Raw genomic sequence first — 18,541 nt, 5'->3', positions numbered from 1 at the left:
AGATGAAGGCAAAGGTAGGTGACAGGCTCGTCGTCGAGGGCACCCGGCACGGGGAGACCCGGCGGATCGGTGTGGTCGTGGGGCTTGTCCACGAGGACGGCTCCCCGCCCTACATGGTGCACTGGGAGCACGACGAGCACGAGACCATGGTGTTCCCCGGCCCGGACGCCCACGTGGTCTCCGAGGACCGGAAGGAGACCCCGCTCACCACCTCGTGACGTGAGGCGGGTCGTTCGCCGTCGTCCCGGCCCGGGGCGGCGGCGAACTCGTTTCCGCATCCCGGGCAGCAACTCTTTACGGCATAAGCTATTCTTGCGCCCATCAACTCCTTACGGCGTACGGAATTCCCGCCGCCGCTGCAAGAACCGGAGAGACGCCCATGCCCACGGTGACCCTGCACGACGCGAGTCCCATCGAGGTGGAGATCCACGGCGAGGGACCCGTCCTGCTGCTGCCCGTCAACCCCCTCCCTGCCGAGGGGCCCCAGGCCGAGGCGATGCGCGCCTGGGGCACGGACCCCGCACTCGGCCGCTCCCTCATCGAGGGCCTGCGCGACGCCTTCACGGTGGTCGCCTTCGACTACGAGAACCATGTCCTGGCCAACCCCAAGCCCGGCACCCTGACCCCCGCCAACGTCGCCCGCGACCTGCTCGCCGTCGCCGACGCCGCAGGGGCCGACCGCTTCGCCTACTACGGCTACTCCTGGCTGGCGTTGAGCGGACTCCAGCTCGCGCTCAGGACCGACCGGCTGTCCGCCCTGGTCATGGGTGGTTTCCCGCCACTCGGCGGGCCGTACGCGGAGATGCTGCGGGTGACCACGGCGACCCACGAGATGGCGCTCGCCGGGGCCTCGAAAAAAGCCGTGGAAAAAGCCACCGGAGAGGCCGCCGAGAAGCCCTCCGGGCCGCCGGAGAAGGACGACTGGTCGTCGGTCGAGGTGACGTTGTCGCCGGACCAGACCAGGCAGTTCGTCACGCTGTACGAGGAACTGCGGGGGTTCGACGACCTGGCCGCCCAGGCCCGGATCACCTGCCCCAGGCTCTGTTTCGTCGGATCGGCCGACGACATCGAGTACGGCGAGCGCTGGGGCGGGGTGCGTGTGGGCATCGCGAGCGCGGTCGTCGGGCGGCGGGCCGAGATCGAGGCCCTCGGCTGGGACGTGACGGTCCTGGACGGCCTCGACCACATGGGGGCCATGCAGCCTCCCACGGTCCTGCCCCTGGTGCGCCCGTGGCTGCGGGCACGGATCGGCGCCCTGCCCGCCGGGTGAGGCCTGAGCGGTGAGGCGGGGATCAGCGAGGGGACATGCCGACGAGCAGATGGTCGATGACCCGCTCGGCGGTCCCCTCGGGAAGATCCTCCTGATCGGGGCCGAAGCCCCTGACGTACCAGACCACGGTCCCGATCAGCGAGGCGATGGAGACCGGCACGTCGAGGTCGGCCCTCAGCTCGCCGGTCGCGATGCCACGCTGCAGCAGCGCGGTCAGCACGGCCCTGCGCGGCGCGATGGTCGCCTGGTGGATGCGCTGCACGAGGCGGGGATGCCGTTCGGTCTCGTTCATCGCGATGTTCATCACGCACCGCGACCGCGCGTTGCGCGCCTCCTGCAGGAAGACCTCGGCGCAGGCGACCAGGTCCTCGCGCAGCGACCTGCCCGCCAGCGCGGGCAGTGGCGCCTTGAGGGCGGCGAGGGCGTCGACGAGCAGATCTTCCTTGTTGGACCATCGGCGGTAGATCGTCGTCTTGCCGACGCCCGCGCGGGCGGCGATCGCCTCGATCGACAGCTCACCGAGGCCGCTGCTCTCGCTGATCAGATCGAGGGTCGCCTCAATGATCGCCTTCTCTGCCCTGGCGCTGCGGGGGCGGCCCGCGGGACGGGCCGCCTGAGTCTCATCCGTCGTGGTCATCGTATGTCCACATTACCTACACGCCGGCCGGTTCCTTATCGAGATCGTGCTGTTCCGCGACCGTCACCGGGGCGTTCTTTCCCGGCAGCCACCTGAGCACCACCAGAGCGCCGAGGAGCGCGATGGCGGCGGAGACCAGCGAGGTGACGTGCATGCCGTCGAGGAAGGCGTGCTTGGCGGGCTCTATCAGCGCGGCACCGCGCTCGCCGAGGGCCTTGGCCGCGCCGATCGTGGCCGTCAGGGACTCACCCGCCACGTGCTGGAGCTCGGCGGGCAGACCGGTCAGGCTGGGGGCGATCTCGTCGCGGTAGGTCGCCGAGAGCAGCGAGCCGAGCAGGGCGACGCCGAGCGCGCCCGCGACCTGGCGGATGGTGTTGCTCATGGCCGAGCCGACGCCCGCCTTCTCCCTGGGCAGCGCCTCCATGATCGTGGTGGTCGCGGGCGGCATGATGTTGGCCATCGCCGCGCCCTGGACGAAGAAGACGATCTCGATCAGCAGGACGGGGGTGTTCTGGTCCATCAGCGCGTACGAACCGAGGGCCGCGGCCACCACGACCATGCTCACGGTCGCGCTCACCTTGCTGCCGAAGCGCCTGACCATCTGCTGGCTGAGCGGGGCGAAGATGATCTGCGCCGCGGCGAACGGGATCATCAGCGCGCCCGACTCCATCGGGGTGAAGCCGAGGACGATCTGCAGGTAGAAGATCAGGAAGAACATCGCGCCCATCATCGCGAAGAACACGATGCCGATCATGCCGACCGCGGTGGAGAAACGGACGTTGGAGAAGTAGCGGACGTCGAAGGCCGGGTGGTCGATGCGGCGCTCGTACCAGACGAAAGCCGCGAGCACGGCCACACCGAGGATCGTCGGGACCAGCACCTCGGCGCTGGCGACCGTGGCCAGCTCACCGCCCCTGATGATGCCGTAGGTGATCGCCACGAGGCCGATGATGGACAGCAGCACGCCGACCGGGTCGAGCCTGGAGGGCTTGGGGTCACGCGACTCGGGCACGACGAGGGCGATGAGCACCATGCTGACCAGCACGATCGGCAGGTTGACCAGGAAGACCGAACCCCACCAGAAGTGCTCGATGAGCAGACCGCCGGTGATCGGGCCGATCGCCACGGCGATGCCGACGCCTCCCGCCCAGACGCCGATCGCCTTGCCGCGTTCCTGCGGGGGGAAGACGTTGGAGATGATCGCGAGGGTGGCCGGCATGATCGCGGCGCCCCCGACGCCCATGAAGGCGCGCGCGACGATCAGCTGGGTCGGGTCCTGGGCGTAGGCGCTGGCCAGCGACGCCAGGCCGAAGAGCACCATGCCGATGAACAGCATGCGCTTACGGCCGGTACGGTCGCCGATCACACCGAAGGTGAACAGCAGACCGGCGAAGACGAGCGTGTAGGAGTTGATCGCCCACTCAAGCTGGCTCTGCGTGGCCCCCAGACCCTCCTGAGGGTCGGCGATCGTCTTCAGCGCGACGTTGAGGATCGTGTTGTCCAGCACGACCGCCAGGAGGCTGAAGACCAGCACCCCCAGGATCTGCCACCGTCTCGGGTGGCCGGTTTGGTGTTCCATGGATGCCCCGTTTCGATACACAAAAGTTTCGAAACAGTACCGTATCGGTAGATCATACGATACGCAACCGTTGCGTTTCGTATTTGCCGGATATTTCCGGCAGATTCACGTGGAAACCGGCACAGATTCCTCAACCCGGACACCGGTTCGTCGCCAGAACGGCAAGGCGAGCAGCACCATCGCCACCCCCACGAGGCCCGCCACGGCGAAGGCCCAGCCCGGCCCCCAGGAGTCGATGAGCGCCCCGCCCATCGGCGCCGACACGGCGCCGCCGATCAGCAGTGCCGTACCGTGCAGGCCCATCGCCTCACCGCGCGCCCCCGCGGGAACCCAGCGGCTCAAGGTATCGACCGTGGCCGACAATCCCGGCGCACACAGCACCCCGGCCGGGACGAGCGCCACCATCAGCCAGCGCCAGTCGTCGCCGACCAGCCCGACGGGAATGGTGAGCGCGCCCATGGCGCCGATCAGCAGCAGCGGGGAGAAACCTCGCGGCAGGCCACCGTACACGAAGCCACCGAGCAGGGAGTAAGCGCACCAGACGCCGATCGCCAGGCCCGTCCAGGCGGTGTCGCCCGCCTGCTTCATGACCGCGACCAGCGAGAGCTCGGTCGTGGTGAGCACGAAGGTCGCGGCGCACACGGTGCCGAGCAGGCCGACGAACGCCGGGGTCAGCCAGGCTCGCCTGGACACCCGCTCCCCGGCCTCAGCCATCTCCCGCGCCTCCTCCGCCGAGCGGACGGGCGGGTTCAGCGCGAACAACGTCGCACCCGCCCCGACGAGCCCGACACCGACCACGCACATCGTCCACGTGCTGCCGATCAGGGTGACGCCGAGGACGCCGAGCGCGGGGCCCGTCATGTAGGACAGTTCGATGATCATCGAGTCGAGGGAGAAGCCGAGCCTGCGCTGTTCGAGAGGGACCATCGCCGCGACGCACTGCCTGATCACGCTGAACAGCGGCAGGCTGAGCAGCCCGGCCAGCACCGTCGCGGCCAGCAGCGCGGGGAACGGCAGCGCCCAGGCCGTCGCCCAGAACGCCAGCTGCGCCAGCGAGGTCACCAGGATCACGGGCCGCAGCCCCCTGCGGTCGATGAACCGCCCCGCGAGCGGCGAGCCGACGGCCGTGCCGACGGCGCTCGCCATCGCGGCCAGTCCCGCCTGGGCGAATCCGAGACCCAGCCCGTTGACCACGTGCAGGGTCAGGGTGATCCCGGTCGCGGTCGCCGGAATCCGGGCGACCATCCCCACCAGCAACAACGACCGCACACCGGGAACGGACAGCAGACGACGGTAAGGCTCCAATGCCATTTGATTGCTTACCTCCCCACGTATTGTGTCGTATGGCACTGACACGCTCCGCACCGGATTACGGTCGGGGCCGGGGGTGTTTATCAAGACGTCCGCGTGCAATCATCGGAAGCAGTCCGGGGACGTCACAGGGACGCCTCGAGACTTCACTGGAGGCTTTCCATGCCCTCTTCTGTGTCTTCGTCCATGCCCTCCTCCGGGCCCTCCACGGCCGGCCAGCCGACCGCCCTCTACGGCGGCAAGGCCGGGCGAAGGGTCACCGTCCGCGACATCGCCGCGGCCAAGGAACGGGGCGAGAGGTGGCCGATGGTCACCGCCTACGACGCCATGACGGCGAGGGTCTTCGACGAGGCAGGCATCCCGGTGCTGCTCGTCGGCGACTCGGCCGCCATGGTCGTCTACGGCCACGACTCCACGTTGCCGGTCTCGGTCGACGAGCTCCTCCCGCTCACCTCGGCCGTGGTGCGCGGCTCCTCCCGCGCGATGGTGGTCGCCGACCTGCCGTTCGGCTCCTACCAGGCCTCTCCCCAGCAGGCGCTGGAGACGGCCGCCCGCTTCATGAAGGAGGCCGGCGCCCACGCGATCAAGCTCGAAGGCGGGCGCCGGGTCCTCCCCCAGGTCGAGACCCTGGTCTCGGCGGGCATCCCGGTGATGGCCCACCTGGGCCTGACCCCGCAGTCGGTCAACGCCTTCGGCGGCTACCGGGTGCAGGGGCGCGGCCAGTCGGGTGACGAGCTGATGGCCGACGCCAAGGACCTGGAGTACGCCGGGGCCTTCGCCGTGGTCCTGGAGTGCGTCCCCGGCGACCTCGCCGAGCGGGTCACCGCCTCCCTGTCGATCCCGACGGTCGGCATCGGCGCCGGTCCCGCGACCGACGCCCAGGTCCTCGTCTGGCAGGACCTGATGGGGCTGACCCCCAACCCGCCGAAGTTCGTCAAGCGGTACGCCGACCTCGCGGGCGAGATGGACCGGGCGGTACGCGCCTTCGCCGACGAGGTGACCGGCGGCGCCTTCCCCACCGTCGAGCACAGCTACCGCTGAACCACCGCTGACCCACCGCTGAACCACTGTGTACGGCCCGGTGTTCGCCGGGCCGTACACCCCTCAGCGGATCGTCATGAGAGCGCCTGGGAGAAGTCGTCCCACAGGTCCTCGATGTGCTCGATGCCGACCGCGACCCGGACCGTGCCCTCGCCGATCCCGTGCCGGGCCAGTTCCTCCGGCGTCAGCGACCGGTGCGAGGTGGTCGCCGGGTGCAGGACGAGGGTCTCGACGCCGCCGAGTGACGGGGCCAGCAGCGCCAGCCGTACCGAGCTCATGAACTTCTCGCCCGCCGCCCGCCCGCCGACGAGGTCGAAGGAGAAGACCCCGCCGAAGTCGGGCAGCAGCTTCCTGGCCAGGGCGTGCGAGGGGTGGGAGGGCAGGCCGGGCCAGTGCACCGCGACGACCGCGGGGTGGTTGTCCAGGCGCAGGGCCAGCTCCCGGGTGTTGGCGCAGTGGCGTTCCATGCGCAGCGGCAGCGTCTGCATGCCGCGCAGGGTGAGCCAGGCCGCGAACGGGTCGGCGGTTGCGCCCAGTTCGACCGCGAAGTGCCACACCTTGCGGTACAGCTCCTCCGAGGCGAAGACCGCGACGCCGCCGAGCACGTCGGTGTGCCCGCTCAGGTACTTGGTCGTCGAGTGGACCACGATGTCGGCCCCGTGCTCGATCGGACGGCACAGCACCGGTGAGGCGAAGGTGTTGTCCACCACGGAGACCAGCCCCGCCTCACGGGCGGCGGCGCACATCCCCGGCAGGTCGGCCACCTGGGTCACCGGGTTGGCGATGGTCTCCAGATAGACCAGCCTGCTCTCCGGCCGTACGGCGGCGCGCAACGCCTGCGGGTCGTCCTCCGAGACGTAGGAGACCTCGATGCCGAAGCGCGAGGCCAGGTCGTTGAGCATCGCCGCGGTGCCGCCGTACAGGGGCTTCTGCGCGATCAGGTGGTCGCCGGGCTTGAGCAGCCCGAGCAGCACCGAGTTGATCGCCCCCATGCCCGAGGCGGTCGCGACCGCCCCGACGCCGCCTTCCAGCCCGGCGACGGCCTCCTCTAGGGAGCGGACGGTCGGGTTGGACAGCCTGCCGTACACGAAGGCCCCGTCGGGACGGTTCATCCCGTCGGCGAAGACGGCCGGGTCCTCAAAGGAGAAGCCCGAGGTCTGGTAGATCGGCACGGCGATGGGGCGGCTGCCGTTCAGCGACGGCCTGGGCAGGTGGACGGTGCGCGTCTCCGGGCGAAGTTCAGTCATGTGTCAAGGATGTCCACCACGCCGTGGACCTAGTCGAGGAGGGTCCGAGGACTTTGCCCTGATGCGCCAGACATGTGAATTCCTCACTGCCGCGGCGGCAGCCGGAACCGCATGCTTTGAGCTGTGACAGCGATTCAGGTGGACGGGCTCAGGAAGAGCTACGGGGACTTCACGGCCGTCAGGGACGTCTCGTTCGATGTGGCGCAGGGAGAGATCTTCGCCCTGCTCGGGCGCAACGGCGCCGGGAAGACCACCACGGTCGAGGTGCTGGCCGGGTTCCAGGAGGCCGACGAGGGCACGGTCCGGGTGCTCGGCCTCGACCCGGTCAAGGACCGGGTCAAGATGCGCCGCAGCAGCGGCATCATGCTCCAGGAGGCGGGGTTCTTCCCCGACCTGACCGTGGCGCAGACGGTGGACGCCTGGCGGGACTTCGTGGCCGCCCCGAGGCCCAGGGACGAGGCGCTCGGGCTGGCGGGGCTCGACGCGAAGGCGGGCACCAGGGTGCGCCAGCTCTCCGGCGGGGAGAAGCGCCGTCTCGACCTCGCTCTGGCCATTCTGAGCAGGCCGGACGTGCTCTTCCTCGACGAGCCGACCACCGGGATGGATCCGAGGGCCCGCCGGGACACCTGGGAGATCATCCTGGAGCTGGCCGGGCAGGGCACGACCATCCTGCTCACCACGCACTACCTGGAGGAGGCGCAGCGCCTGGCCTCCAGCATGGTGATCATGGACCGTGGGACGGTCGTCGCGGGCGGCGGGATGGCCGAGACCCTGGCCGCCCAGACGGGCCGGGTCGCCTTCGAGCTGCCCCCCTCGACCCGCCTGGAGGACCTGCCCGTCCCCGGCGCGACGGCGGAGGGCGACCTCGCCGTCTACCGCGTCCCCGACCCCGACCTCACCGCCCACGCCCTGCTGAACTGGGCGGCCGGTCACGGCCTGCGCCTGCGCGGCTTCGAGGTCCGTACGGCGACGCTCGAAGACCTGTTCCTCGACCTCGCGACCGGCGAGAAGACCGACGAGACGAAGAAGAAGAAGAAGAAGGAGGTGGTGTGACCGTGTCCGCACGCGACCTGGCGGTCGTCACCCGCTTCGACGGCCGCCTGTTCTGGCGGGACCGTACGGCGCTGAGCACGTCCGTGGCGTTGTTCCTCCTGCTCGGCACCGGGATGCCGCTGCTGATGGACCGGCTGGGGGCCGGCAGCCAGGAGCTCCTGGTCAACATGCACCTGGGGATGCTGACCACGGTCCTCGTCATCTCGACGTTCCAGCAGACCACGGTCACCCTGTGCGTCCGGCGCGACCAGCTCCTGCTCAAGCGCCTGCGGGCCACCGGCCTCAGCGACCGCGACATCCTCGGCGGAGAGATCGCCAACCTCGTCCTGCAGAGCACGGCGCTGACCGTGCTGGTCTCGGTCGCGCTGTACGGGCTGACGAGCCTGCCGGTGCCGCGTGACCCGCTGCTGTACCTGTTCGCCGTGGTCGCGGGCGCCCTCGTGCTGTGCCTGCTGGGCGCGGCCTTCACCGTGGCCGTGCCGCGCAGCGAGCTGGCCGCCCCGATGGCGATGCCGTTCTTCCTGCTGGCGGGACTCGGCGCGGGCGGCTTCGGCCCCATCATGCAGGTGCTGCCCGGCTGGGTGGGCACGGTCCTCGGCCTGTTGCCGACCGACGCCATCGTGGACATGGCCCGCACCGCCTACGCGGCGCACGGCAGCCTGGGCGGCGACCTGCGGGCGGCCGCCGTACCGACGCTGAAGCTGGCGGTCTGGGCGGCGATCGGGGCGCTCGTCATCGTCCGCAGGTTCCGCTGGGAGAGCAGGAAATCGTAGGTTGGTAGGTTCCTGACATGCGGATCACCCCCCAGCACGTGGCCGTGGGCACCGTCTACGTCATCGCCGTCGGCTTCACCCTGGTCATCTTCTCTCTGGTCACGACCCCCCTGGAGGCCGTGATCCTGACGGTGGCCGCCCTCGCCTTCCTGGTTCCGCATCACCTGGTGGTACGGCGGGCACTGCGGGGGCGGGAGCCGCGCGGCGTGCCGGTCGCCCTGATCGTCGAGATCGCCGTCACCTACGGGACGATCCCGGTGCTGTTCTCGCTCTCGCCCTTCCTCGGCTACAACTGGGCGTCGAGCATGCAGACGATCCTGGCCTCCGCGGTGCTCCTCAGGCTGCGGCTCGGAGCGGCGATCCCCGTGATGGCCGTGATCGGGGTGATCGACCTGGGGATGGGGTTCGTCGTCTCCGGCGGCAGCGTGCCGCTCGCCCTGTACAACCTGGTCACCGTCGTCGTGACGAGCGGGGTGACCTACGGGGCGGTGCGGCTGGCCGTCGTCAGCGAGCAGCTCGCCAAGGCCAGGACGGAGCTGGCCGAGGCCGCGGTGCTGCGGGAACGGCTGCGGATCTCCCGTGACCTGCACGACGGCCTGGGCAGCAGCCTGACCGCCATCGCCCTCAAGGGCGACCTCGCCCACCGGCTCGTGGACGCCGACCCCGGGGCGGCCAAGACGGAGCTGGCCGAGCTGGCGGCCGTGGCCAGGGACGCCGCGCAGGAGGTGCGGCAGGTGGCCAGGGGATACCGGGAGATGTCACTGGCGCAGGAGGTCCACCGGGCGGTCGCGCTGCTTGAGGCCTCCGGCGTGAGCTGCCGGACCGACCTGGCCGAACTGGCGGTCCCCCGCCCGGTGGACGAGGCCCTCGCCTGGGCCGTGCGCGAGGGGGTCACCAACGTCGTACGGCACAGCCAGGCCACGACCTGTTCGATCAGCACCTCGGCGGACGAGGGCGCGGTGCGCCTTGAACTGGTCAACGACCGCGCCCGCAGAGGGGCCGGGCGCGGCAACGGGCTGACCGGCCTGCGGGAGCGGGCGGAGGGACTCGGCGGCTCGGTCAGCGCAGGCCGGACCGAGGGCGGCGGGTTCCGGCTCGCGATGGAGGTGCCCGCGTGATCAGGGTGCTGCTGGCCGAGGACATGCACATGATCAGGGCGGCGCTGGTCGCGCTGCTGCGGCTCGAACCGGACATCGAGGTGGTCGCCGAGGTCACCGGGGGCGACGAGATCGTGCCCGCCGCGCTGCGGACCCGTCCTGACGTCGCGGTGCTGGACATCGAGCTTCCCGTCGTCGACGGCATCACCGCCTCCGTCGAGTTGCGGGAACGGCTGCCCGGCTGCCGGGTGCTCGTCCTCACCGCGATGGGTCAGCCGGGGCAGGTGCGCAGGGCGCTGGCCGAGGGCATCGAGGCGTTCCTGGTCAAGGACGCCCCCGGCGACCGGCTGGCGGACGCGATCCGCCGGACCGCCCAGGGCCTGCGGGTACTCGACCCCGAACTGGTCGCCACCGCCCTCGCCTACGGCGCCAGCCCGCTGACCCCGCGGGAGACGACCGTGCTGAGGGAGGCCGCGCTCGGCGCCCCCGCCGAGGAGATCGCCGCGAGGCTGCACCTGTCGGCGGGGACGGTCCGCAACTATCTGACCGGGGCGATCGCCAAGACCGGCGCCAGGAACAAGGTCGAGGCCATCAGGATCGCCCAGGACGTCGGCTGGATCTGAAGCCTGTCCGTGGATCTCCACGCCTGCCGCGGTCGCCCGGGGGCGCCCCCGGGCGACAGGACCCGGCCGGTGACGAGACTCAGACGTCGGTGACGCGCAACCCGGCGTGGGCCTTGTAGCGGCGGTTGATCGAGATGAGGTTGGCGGTCAGCGCCTCGATCTGGTGCGCGTTGCGCAGGCGGCCGCCGTACACGCCGCGCACACCGTTGATCCGGGAGGCCAGCGCCTGCACGGTGTCGGTCGCCTCGCGGTCGTCACCCAGGACGAGCACGTCCAGGTCGATCTCCTCGACCTCCGGGTCGAGCAGCAGGACGGCGGAGACGTGGTGGAAGGCGGCGACGACCCGGCTGTCGGGGAGCACGGCGGCGGCCTGCTGGGCGGCGCTGCCCTCCTCCACGGGCAGCGCGTAGGCCCCCTGCTTGTCGAAGCCGAGCGGGTTGACGCAGTCGACGACGATCTTCCCCGCCAGCTCGGCGCGCAGGGACTCAAGGGTGGAACGGTGGCCGTCCCAGGGGATGGCCACGATCACCACGTCGGCCTGGGCCGCCACGGTCGCGTTGTCCGCGCCGCTCACCTGGCCGCCGAGACCCGCCGCGGCCTCCTGGGCGCGTTCGGCGCTGCGCGAGCCGATCAGCACCGGATTGCCCGCCAGGGCGAACCGCCTGGCCAGTCCCTTGCCCTGGTCACCGGTGCCGCCAAGGATTCCGATGGAGATGCCGCTCACGTCTGGAAGATCGGTGCTCACTGGTCGCTCCCCGCTCACTGTCTGCCCTCACGGCAGCCCTGCCCGGCGTTGTCTGTCCAGATCATGCCAGGGTCGTGTTCCTCGGGCCGTACCGGGGCGACGGGGGGCACCATGGAGGGATGGACTCTCGGTCAGCGGAAATCCTACGTGAGATCCTTTCCTCCTCCGGCTGGGTCGAGCGCACCCGCGAGTTCGGTCTCACGCTGCGCGCGACGCGCTCACCCGGCGGACTGCTGGTCGTCGGCACGCCCGGCGAGGAGCCCTGGCACCTGGCCGCGCACCTGGGTGACGAGGCCAGGCTCGCCGGGCTTCCCCAGCTCGCTCCGACCCTGGTGCGCTGGGCCCCCGCCCCCGACGCCCCCGAGCACCTGCGTGTGGGGCTCGACCGGATCGAGCGGGCGAGGCGGGGCGAGACGCTGTTCGTCGTGGCCGAGGAGCGGGCCCCGGCGCCCCTGCTCGAACGGGTCAGCGACGCCCGGCGTGTCGGGGCGACCGTCCTGGCGCTCGACGGCGGCGACCCCGAACTTGAGGGCCTCGCCCACGACGCGCTGGCCGTCACCGAGCGGGCACCGCTCTCCTTCGACGGCGCCCAGCACCTCATCAGCCTGGCCGCGGGTGAGACCGGGAGACGGCCCGGCCTGCGCGACAGGCTGGCCAGGCTGCTCGAACGGGTCAGCGGCCCCCGGGTCCCCTCCTACTGACCGCCCCTGCCTGTCCACCGTCCGTGCCCCAGGTGAAGCGCCGTCGTCGCGGCGTCCCGTAGCGCTTGCCGACCCGGGCGCCGAGAGCCTGCGCCGCCTCCCTGAGCGCGGCGATGACCACCGCCTGCACCGGTCCCGGCTCTCCCGAGCGGGCACGGCTGATCCGGGTCACGACGCTGAGACTGCGGGCTCCCACGTTGGAGATGCCGGTCACCACGACCTCCCCCGCGGGGACCTCCAGCAGGGCCAGCGAGGGGACGATCGCCACCCCGTGCCCCGCCGCGACCATGGAGAGGGTGGGCGGGAACTCCTCGATGACGTGCGCCCTGCGCGGGGTGAACCCGTGCAGGGCCGCCAGCCGTTCGAGCGCCTGCCCGCAGGCCTGGTCGGCCGGTCCGGCGATCCACGGCATCCCGCCCAGGTCCGTGACGGCACGGGGGATCTCCGCCCAGCCGGGAGGCGCCACGATGCGGTACTCGTCCACGTAGAGCGGGTGCGAGACGAGCGCGGAGTGCGTGGGGACGGGCTCGTCGGCGTCCTGCTCGGTGATGGCCAGGTCGATCCCGCCGAGCCTGAGCTCCCGCAGGGCGGGCGCGCCGTACAGCTCGTGGACGCGGGGGGCGACCTGGGGGTGGCGCTCGGCGAGGGTGACCAGGGCGGGCAGCACCAGGTGCCGGATGACCGTGGGGAAGGCGGCGATCGAGACGGGACCGGCCAGCAGTTCGGTGAAGCGGGTCAGCTCCCGCCTGGCCTCGCTGAGCTCCTCCTCGATCCGCCCGGCGTATCCGGCCAGCACCCGGCCCGCGGGGGTGAGGGCGACCCGGCGCTGCGAACGGTCGATGAGCGCGAGACCGACCTCCCGTTCGAGCTGGGCGAGTTGCTGGGAGACCGCGGAGGCGGTCAGGTGCAGTGCCTCGGCCGCCCGCATGACGCCGCCGCGGACCGCCACCTCGTGGAGCACCAGCAGCCGCCGCGGATCGATTTCCATGCAGCTCAGCTTACGCTCCTGTTTAGAAGACTTTATTTGCGCTTCAACAAGGGAGGCCGGGACCATGGAGGCATGAGCACCCTCCCCACCGGGGCGTGATCCTGTGCCCCTCCTCGTCGACGTCCTCGGCTGGTCCGGCGCCGCCGTCATGCTGTACGGCTACGCCATGGTGTCCTCGTCCCGGATGGCCGGGGACGGCCTGCCGTACCAGGTGATCAACCTCGCCGGATCGGCCGCCCTGATGGTCAACGCGGCCTGGCACTCCGCGTGGCCCTCGGCGATCCTCAACGTCGTCTGGGCCGCGATCGGGCTGACCGCCGTGCTCAGAAACGCCCGGAACGACAGAAAGACGATGGGTCTCCCATGACACGGCTGATCGAGCTGAGCCACCGCATCACCGACGGCATGCTCACCTACCCGGGCGTCCCCGGACCCCGGCTCGGTGTGCACCTGAGCAGGGAGGCCTCACGCGAGGTCTACGCCCCGGGCACCGAGTTCCACATCGGCACCGTCGAGCTGGCCGCCAACACCGGCACCTACCTCGACACCCCCTACCACCGTTACCCGGACGGCCCCGACCTGTCGGGGGTGCCGCTGGAGGCGGTCGCCGACCTTCCCGGACTGGTCGTCAGGGCCGAGGGGGAACGGTCCGTCGGAGCCGACCGGTTCACCGGTCTTGAGGTGCGCGGCAGGGCCGTGCTCGTCCACACCGGCTGGGACCGGCACTTCGGCACCGAGGCCTACTTCCACGGCCACCCCTACCTCGAACCGGAGGCGGCGCGGTGGCTGCAGGAGCAGGGGGCGGCCCTCGTCGGGATCGACTCGCTGAACATCGACGACACCCCGCCGAGGGGCGAGCGCCCGGCTCACACGCTTCTGCTCGGCGCGGGCGTCCCGATCGTCGAGCACATGACCGGCCTGTCCGCGCTTCCCGACACCGGGTTCCGCCTCCACGCCGCTCCCCCGATGGTCGTGGGCCTGGGCACCTTCCCGGTCCGCGCCTACGCCGTCGTCGAGGAGCGGTAGCGTCCGCTCAGTCGTCGTCCCAGGCCTTGTCCTGCGCGCGCCAGGACTCGTTGCGCTCGGCCGCGGTCTTCAGGGCGTTGGCCGCGGCCTCCCGGGTCTCGTAGGGACCCATGCGGTCCTTGTTCGGGCAGCCCTCGTCGGGCTCGACCGCCATGTGCGTGAGACAGAACCACCATCGATCGCTCATACGATCAATCCTGCCCAGTGAGAACCGCAACTAGACTGGGGGACCATGACGACACTGCTCCAGCCCGGGCGGATCTCGCCCACCCGAAAGGTTCCCGCCCACATCGAACGGCCGGAGTACGTAGGGAAGAAATCCCCCAAGACCGGGGAGCCCGATGTCAAGACCCCCGAGATCATCGAGCGGATGCGGGTCGCGGGCAAGCTGGCCGCCCAGGCGCTCGAAGAGGTCGGCAGGCACGTGGCGCCCGGCGTCACGACCGACGAGCTCGACCGGATCGGCCACGAGTTCCTCTGCGACCACGGCGCCTACCCCAGCACTCTCGGCTACCGCGGCTACCCCAAGTCGCTGTGCACCTCGATCAACGAGGTGATCTGCCACGGCATCCCCGACGACACCGTGCTGCGCGACGGCGACATCGTCAACGTCGACATCACCGCGTTCATCGGCGGCGTGCACGGCGACACCGACGCGACCTTCCTGGTCGGCGAGGTCGACGAGGAGTCCCGGCTGCTGGTCGAGCGCACCCGCGAGGCGACCAACCGGGCCATCAAGGCCGTCGCCCCCGGACGCCAGCTCAACGTGGCGGGCCGTGTGATCGAGGCCTACGCCAAGCGGTTCGGCTACGGCGTGGTGCGCGACTTCACCGGGCACGGCATCGGCACGACCTTCCACTCCGGGCTGATCGTCCCGCACTACGACGACCCGTCGCTGGCGGTCACCCTCGAACCCGGCATGACGTTCACCATCGAGCCCATGCTGACGCTCGGCACGATCGACTACGAGATCTGGCCCGACGGGTGGACCGCGGTGACCCGGGACCGTAAGCGGACCGCCCAGTTCGAGCACACCATCCTGGTCACCGAGAGCGGCCACGAGATCCTCACGCTTCCCTGACGGCCGCGCCCGGCGTCTCCCGGGCGGCCCGCTCAGCGTCCCAGGCGTCCGATGGGAACGGTCCCGGTGACGGTGGTTCCCCCGCCCGGGACGCCCTTGACGCTGAGCGTCCCGCCGACGCCGGCGAAGTGCCCGCGCATGGCGGCGACCCCCCTGCCTACGGCGGAGCCGTACACTCCGGCCCCGTTGTCGCTGACCGTCATGCGCAGGCCCGACTGTCCCAGGGTCACCGCGACGGAGACGACGTCGGCCCCGCTGTGCCGCAGGACGTTGGACAACGCCTCCTCAAGGGTGGCCAGGAGGGCGCCGGTGACCTCGGCCGGCACGTCGCGGGCGGGCAGCGCCCAGATCTCGACGGTGACGTCGTTGTCGCGCGCCCACCCGGTCAGGTGTTCCTCAAGGGCCCGGGCAAGGGTTCGGTCCGCGTGCATGCTCAGTTCCTTGGCCACTGCTCACCCCTTCCGCCGCGTACGGCGGTCACCGGCCTCCCTGTCCGGACACGTGGACCCCCGTATGTGTCCGGGTACGGCGCGTGGCGATCGGTGTGCCGTCGCGGTGGTGCTGATCCCCGTTTTCTCCAGGTTACTTGCCGGAGCCGCCAATGGCCTTGGTGGACAGGATCACCTGACGTCCGGGCGACCGGACTCGGCCGCCGTGAGGCATATCGCGGAGCGGGCCGTGGAGACGGCCGCGGTTCACTGGGAGCTGTCGCGCTGGTTGAGCTTGGCCAGATAGTCGTTGTAGGCGTCGAGCTGCGCGTCGCCGGTACCCCCGGTGCGGGCCGCGGCCGCGTCGGCCCTGCGGTCGGCTCTGCGGGCCTTGCGGTCGTCGTCGCGCCACCACTGGAAGGCCAGCGCGATCAGCACGATCAGCGTCGGGATCTCCCCGAAGCCCCAGGCGATGGCGCCGCCGGTCTGCTGGTCGGCCACCGAGGAGGCGCCCCACGTACGGCCGAGCTGGTCGTACCACTCGGCGGCGATGACCGTCCCCATGCTCATCAGCGCGATACCGAAGAACGCGTGGAACGGCATCGTGACGAACAGGACGATCAGCCGGGCCACGTGGGGCAGCGTGTGGGGTGAGGGATCGACCCCGATGATCACCCAGAAGAACAGGCAGCCGCTCAGCAGGAAGTGCGCCGTCATGGCCATGTGGCCGAGGTGCTCCTCCATCGCGGCGGTGAACAGCGGGGTGAAGTACAGCGCGTAGGTCGAGACCACGAAGATCGCGGTGGCGATCGCCGGATGGGTGACGAACCGGACGAACCTACTGTGCAGGATCGTGGTCAGCCACTCGCGGGGACCCCGGTCGCCCCTGCGGGCGGCGGGCTTGAGGGCCCGCAGCGCCAGCGTGACGGGAGCCCCGAGGACGAGGAAGATCGGCACCAGCATGGCCAGCGTCATGTGCTCGGCCATGTGCGCGCTGAACAGCACCTTGGCGTAGCGGGCGACCCCGGTCTGGGTGGCCAGGACCAGGATCAGCAGGCCGACGAACCAGGCGGCCGTACGGCCCGCGGGCCAGTGGTCGCCGCGCCTGGACAGCCGTACGACCCCGGCCAGGTAGAAGCCGCCGAGCAGGGCGATCATGGTGCCGGTGAACAGGTCGAACCACCACAGCGACGCCAGGTTCGCCACCGAGATCTCCGGCGGCAGGGGGTAGCCGAGCAGGTCGACGACCGGGTCGGTCCGCAGGACCTCCTCGGGCGGGGCGGTGCGGGCGAGCACGACGGCCACGCCGACGGTCGCGAACATGATGAGCAGTTCGACGGAGGCGAACCGGGCGAACACCCTGGGCGTCCCCGCGGAGAGCTGCGGCAGCGTGTGCTTCCTGTGCCACCAGCCGAACACGCCGAGCACCGCGAACGCCGCGGTCTTGGCCAGCAGCATCAGGCCGTAGGCGGAGGTGAACAGCTCCTCGACCGAGGTGAGCCTGGCCACCGTGCTGAACAGGCCGGACAGGCCGACGGCGACGAAGCACCACAGTGCCAGCGTGGAGAAGCGCGTGGCCGCGGTCTCCAGGAGCGGCTGCCGCCGCAGCGCGTGCAAGCACAGCACCGCCAGGCCGCCGACCCACAGGGCCAGGGCGAGCAGGTGCGCGGCCACCCCGGTGGTCGCGAGGTCATGGTTGGGGGCCGAGGAGGAGTGCCCGGTCAGCGCCGGGGGCAGCAGCGTGGCCATGGCCAGCACCAGCAGCCCTCCGCAGGCCCCCACGGTGATCGTCCCCCGGGCGAACAGCGCGATCGCTATCGAGAACAGCACCACGAGGGTGAGCGCGATGCCCTGGGAGATCTGGCTGGCGTAGCTGGTCAGCTCGTCGCCGCCGAGCACGTCGGCGACGGGGACCCTGAGCGCCTCGGACAGGCTGAAGATCATCGTCGCGGCGGCCGAGGCCGCCCAGGCGAGCGCGAGCCACGAGGCGCCCTTGACGTAGGCGAGGGCCGGCTTGCCGAGCAGTCCCTTGTCGCTGGGCAGGAAGACCGTCGCGGCCAGCAGCACGCCGACGGTGAGCACCCCCGACACGTCCATCAGCATCTTCGACAGCGGCAGGCCCCAGCGGGTGAACGCGCCCTCGTCCGGCAGACCGGGGATGACGCGCGGGGTCGCGGCGCCTCCGGCGATCATGGCGATCACCAGTGCGACGACGGCGACAGCCGCGCTCGCGAGGGCGATCCTGACGACCTTCCCGTTGTCCGCCGTCTCCTCCACGGCGGGCACGGCCCGCTCCCGCCTGCTCATGACCGCCTCTTCCCGCGCAGGCTGAACATCAGCCCGATGCCGATTCCGACGAGACCGCCGACGACGATCCACACCCAGCCGGGGATGCCCCTCGAAGGTTCCTGCGCCGCCTGGGCGACGGGGGCGGCCTCCTGTGACGAGGGAGCGGCCTCGGCGGCCGGCGCGGCACTCGGCTCGGTGCCGGGGTCGGCGGCCGGGGCGCTCCGCGAGGGAGACGGATCACCGGAGCCGCTCAGCGTGAAGGGGATCTCCCCGTCGATCGGGTGCCCGTCCGAGGAGACCACCTGGTAGGCGATGACGTACTCCCCGGGCGGCAGGCCCGGCTTGAGCCGCTGGGTGACGACCGGCCCGTCGATGACGGGCTTGCCCTCCTGGTAGGCGGCGCCTTCCTTGGCGTGCACCACGACGATCGGGAAGTTGACCTTGGAGGTGAAGGTCAGCTTCACCCGGTCCAGGCCGTCCACCGTGGCGCCCTTGGCGGGGTCGCTGCTCTTCAGCGAGTCGTGCGCCAGGGCGGGTGAGGCGAGAGCCGTACCGAGGAGGAGAGCGGCCAGGAGCGTGAGGGCTGCCGCGGCAGGGGAAGTCTTCATGGCACCCCCAAGGCTACCGACGCCCTCATGCGGTCCCTACCTCC

The 18,541-nt window shown here is 70.9% G+C and carries 21 protein-coding genes; 11 read left to right on the top strand and 10 right to left on the bottom strand.

Going from position 1 to position 18,541, the window contains the following annotated elements:
- Nucleotides 1-2: 2 nt before the first annotated feature.
- Both ACIBVQ_RS02070 and ACIBVQ_RS02065 read left to right on the top strand, forming a co-directional pair.
- A complete protein-coding gene (locus ACIBVQ_RS02070) occupies nt 3-218 on the top strand; it encodes a DUF1918 domain-containing protein (RefSeq protein WP_352008788.1) in 216 nt (71 codons plus the stop codon).
- Between the two features lie 161 nt (nt 219-379).
- Entirely contained in the window at nt 380-1,270 is an 891-nt protein-coding gene (locus ACIBVQ_RS02065; protein WP_399175050.1) for an alpha/beta fold hydrolase, read from the top strand.
- Between the two features lie 22 nt (nt 1,271-1,292).
- On the opposite strand, the gene ACIBVQ_RS02060 is transcribed toward ACIBVQ_RS02065, so the two are convergent.
- The 3 genes from ACIBVQ_RS02060 to ACIBVQ_RS02050 all read right to left on the bottom strand — a co-directional run bounded on the left by ACIBVQ_RS02060 (nt 1,293) and on the right by ACIBVQ_RS02050 (nt 4,797).
- Complete coding sequence (locus ACIBVQ_RS02060) at nt 1,293-1,907, bottom strand: TetR/AcrR family transcriptional regulator (RefSeq protein WP_352008786.1); 615 nt, start codon at nt 1,905-1,907, stop codon at nt 1,293-1,295.
- Between the two features lie 16 nt (nt 1,908-1,923).
- Nucleotides 1,924-3,486, bottom strand: a complete 1,563-nt coding sequence (locus tag ACIBVQ_RS02055) for an MFS transporter (RefSeq protein WP_362910579.1) — start codon at nt 3,484-3,486, stop codon at nt 1,924-1,926.
- Between the two features lie 105 nt (nt 3,487-3,591).
- Entirely contained in the window at nt 3,592-4,797 is a 1,206-nt protein-coding gene (locus ACIBVQ_RS02050) for an MFS transporter (RefSeq protein ID WP_362775195.1), read from the bottom strand.
- A 186-nt stretch (nt 4,798-4,983) separates the two neighbouring features.
- Between ACIBVQ_RS02050 and panB the strand changes: the two genes are divergently transcribed.
- A complete protein-coding gene (gene panB, locus ACIBVQ_RS02045; protein ID WP_362775335.1) occupies nt 4,984-5,838 on the top strand; it encodes a 3-methyl-2-oxobutanoate hydroxymethyltransferase in 855 nt (284 codons plus the stop codon).
- A gap of 74 nt (nt 5,839-5,912) precedes the next feature.
- Here panB and ACIBVQ_RS02040 read toward each other — a convergent pair whose 3' ends face one another.
- A complete protein-coding gene (locus ACIBVQ_RS02040; protein ID WP_399175047.1) occupies nt 5,913-7,085 on the bottom strand; it encodes a trans-sulfuration enzyme family protein in 1,173 nt (390 codons plus the stop codon).
- A 123-nt stretch (nt 7,086-7,208) separates the two neighbouring features.
- Here ACIBVQ_RS02040 and ACIBVQ_RS02035 point away from each other — a divergent pair, with 123 nt between their 5' ends.
- From ACIBVQ_RS02035 to ACIBVQ_RS02020, 4 genes are read left to right on the top strand one after another with little or no spacing between them, the layout of a single operon-like run.
- Nucleotides 7,209-8,138, top strand: coding sequence for an ATP-binding cassette domain-containing protein (locus ACIBVQ_RS02035; protein WP_399175045.1), 930 nt, complete (start codon nt 7,209-7,211; stop codon nt 8,136-8,138).
- Nucleotides 8,135-8,911, top strand: a complete 777-nt coding sequence (locus ACIBVQ_RS02030) for an ABC transporter permease (RefSeq protein WP_399175043.1) — start codon at nt 8,135-8,137, stop codon at nt 8,909-8,911. Before ACIBVQ_RS02035 ends, ACIBVQ_RS02030 begins: the two co-directional genes overlap by 4 nt.
- A 17-nt stretch (nt 8,912-8,928) precedes the next feature.
- A complete protein-coding gene (locus tag ACIBVQ_RS02025) occupies nt 8,929-10,029 on the top strand; it encodes a sensor histidine kinase (RefSeq protein WP_362910589.1) in 1,101 nt (366 codons plus the stop codon).
- Nucleotides 10,026-10,631 (top strand): response regulator transcription factor, encoded by a 606-nt coding sequence (locus tag ACIBVQ_RS02020; RefSeq protein ID WP_352008779.1) that lies wholly within the window; start codon nt 10,026-10,028, stop codon nt 10,629-10,631. Before ACIBVQ_RS02025 ends, ACIBVQ_RS02020 begins: the two co-directional genes overlap by 4 nt.
- Before the next feature lie 79 nt (nt 10,632-10,710).
- Here the strand turns inward: ACIBVQ_RS02020 and npdG are convergent, their stop codons facing one another.
- A complete protein-coding gene (gene npdG, locus ACIBVQ_RS02015) occupies nt 10,711-11,376 on the bottom strand; it encodes an NADPH-dependent F420 reductase (protein WP_352008778.1) in 666 nt (221 codons plus the stop codon).
- Nucleotides 11,377-11,495: 119 nt separating this feature from the next.
- Here npdG and ACIBVQ_RS02010 point away from each other — a divergent pair, with 119 nt between their 5' ends.
- On the top strand, nt 11,496-12,077 hold the full coding sequence (locus ACIBVQ_RS02010) for a hypothetical protein (RefSeq protein WP_352008777.1): 582 nt from the start codon (nt 11,496-11,498) through the stop codon (nt 12,075-12,077).
- Here the strand turns inward: ACIBVQ_RS02010 and ACIBVQ_RS02005 are convergent.
- A complete protein-coding gene (locus tag ACIBVQ_RS02005) occupies nt 12,049-13,065 on the bottom strand; it encodes a LysR family transcriptional regulator (RefSeq protein WP_399175041.1) in 1,017 nt (338 codons plus the stop codon). The genes ACIBVQ_RS02010 and ACIBVQ_RS02005 overlap by 29 nt on opposite strands.
- Before the next feature lie 103 nt (nt 13,066-13,168).
- On the opposite strand from ACIBVQ_RS02005, the gene ACIBVQ_RS02000 reads away from it, so the two are divergent.
- Together ACIBVQ_RS02000 and ACIBVQ_RS01995 are read left to right on the top strand one after the other, a co-directional pair.
- Nucleotides 13,169-13,432: a hypothetical protein gene (locus ACIBVQ_RS02000; RefSeq protein WP_362910599.1), complete on the top strand. Its 264-nt coding sequence runs from the start codon at nt 13,169-13,171 to the stop codon at nt 13,430-13,432.
- A complete protein-coding gene (locus ACIBVQ_RS01995) occupies nt 13,429-14,091 on the top strand; it encodes a cyclase family protein (protein ID WP_399175039.1) in 663 nt (220 codons plus the stop codon). The genes ACIBVQ_RS02000 and ACIBVQ_RS01995 overlap by 4 nt, the downstream gene beginning before the upstream one ends.
- 7 nt (nt 14,092-14,098) lie before the next feature.
- On the opposite strand, the gene ACIBVQ_RS01990 is transcribed toward ACIBVQ_RS01995, so the two are convergent.
- Nucleotides 14,099-14,278, bottom strand: coding sequence for a hypothetical protein (locus tag ACIBVQ_RS01990; protein ID WP_352008773.1), 180 nt, complete (start codon nt 14,276-14,278; stop codon nt 14,099-14,101).
- 45 nt (nt 14,279-14,323) lie between these two features.
- On the opposite strand from ACIBVQ_RS01990, the gene map reads away from it, so the two are divergent.
- Nucleotides 14,324-15,172: a type I methionyl aminopeptidase gene (gene map / locus ACIBVQ_RS01985; RefSeq protein WP_352008772.1), complete on the top strand. Its 849-nt coding sequence runs from the start codon at nt 14,324-14,326 to the stop codon at nt 15,170-15,172.
- A gap of 32 nt (nt 15,173-15,204) precedes the next feature.
- On the opposite strand, the gene ACIBVQ_RS01980 is transcribed toward map, so the two are convergent.
- The 3 genes from ACIBVQ_RS01980 to ACIBVQ_RS01970 form a co-directional block, all read right to left on the bottom strand.
- Nucleotides 15,205-15,603, bottom strand: a complete 399-nt coding sequence (locus tag ACIBVQ_RS01980) for an ATP-binding protein (RefSeq protein ID WP_362910603.1) — start codon at nt 15,601-15,603, stop codon at nt 15,205-15,207.
- Between the two features lie 264 nt (nt 15,604-15,867).
- Nucleotides 15,868-17,907, bottom strand: coding sequence for a cytochrome c oxidase assembly protein (locus tag ACIBVQ_RS01975; protein WP_362910605.1), 2,040 nt, complete (start codon nt 17,905-17,907; stop codon nt 15,868-15,870).
- Nucleotides 17,904-18,497: a copper resistance CopC family protein gene (locus ACIBVQ_RS01970; RefSeq protein WP_352008769.1), complete on the bottom strand. Its 594-nt coding sequence runs from the start codon at nt 18,495-18,497 to the stop codon at nt 17,904-17,906. Before ACIBVQ_RS01970 ends, ACIBVQ_RS01975 begins: the two co-directional genes overlap by 4 nt.
- Nucleotides 18,498-18,541: the final 44 nt, after the last annotated feature.

The organism is Streptosporangium sp. NPDC049376, assembly GCF_044466505.1.
Taxonomy (GTDB): Bacteria; Actinomycetota; Actinomycetes; order Streptosporangiales; family Streptosporangiaceae; genus Streptosporangium.
The sequence above is the reverse complement of the archived record's forward strand: the minus strand, read 5'-3'. Positions and strand labels throughout refer to the sequence as shown.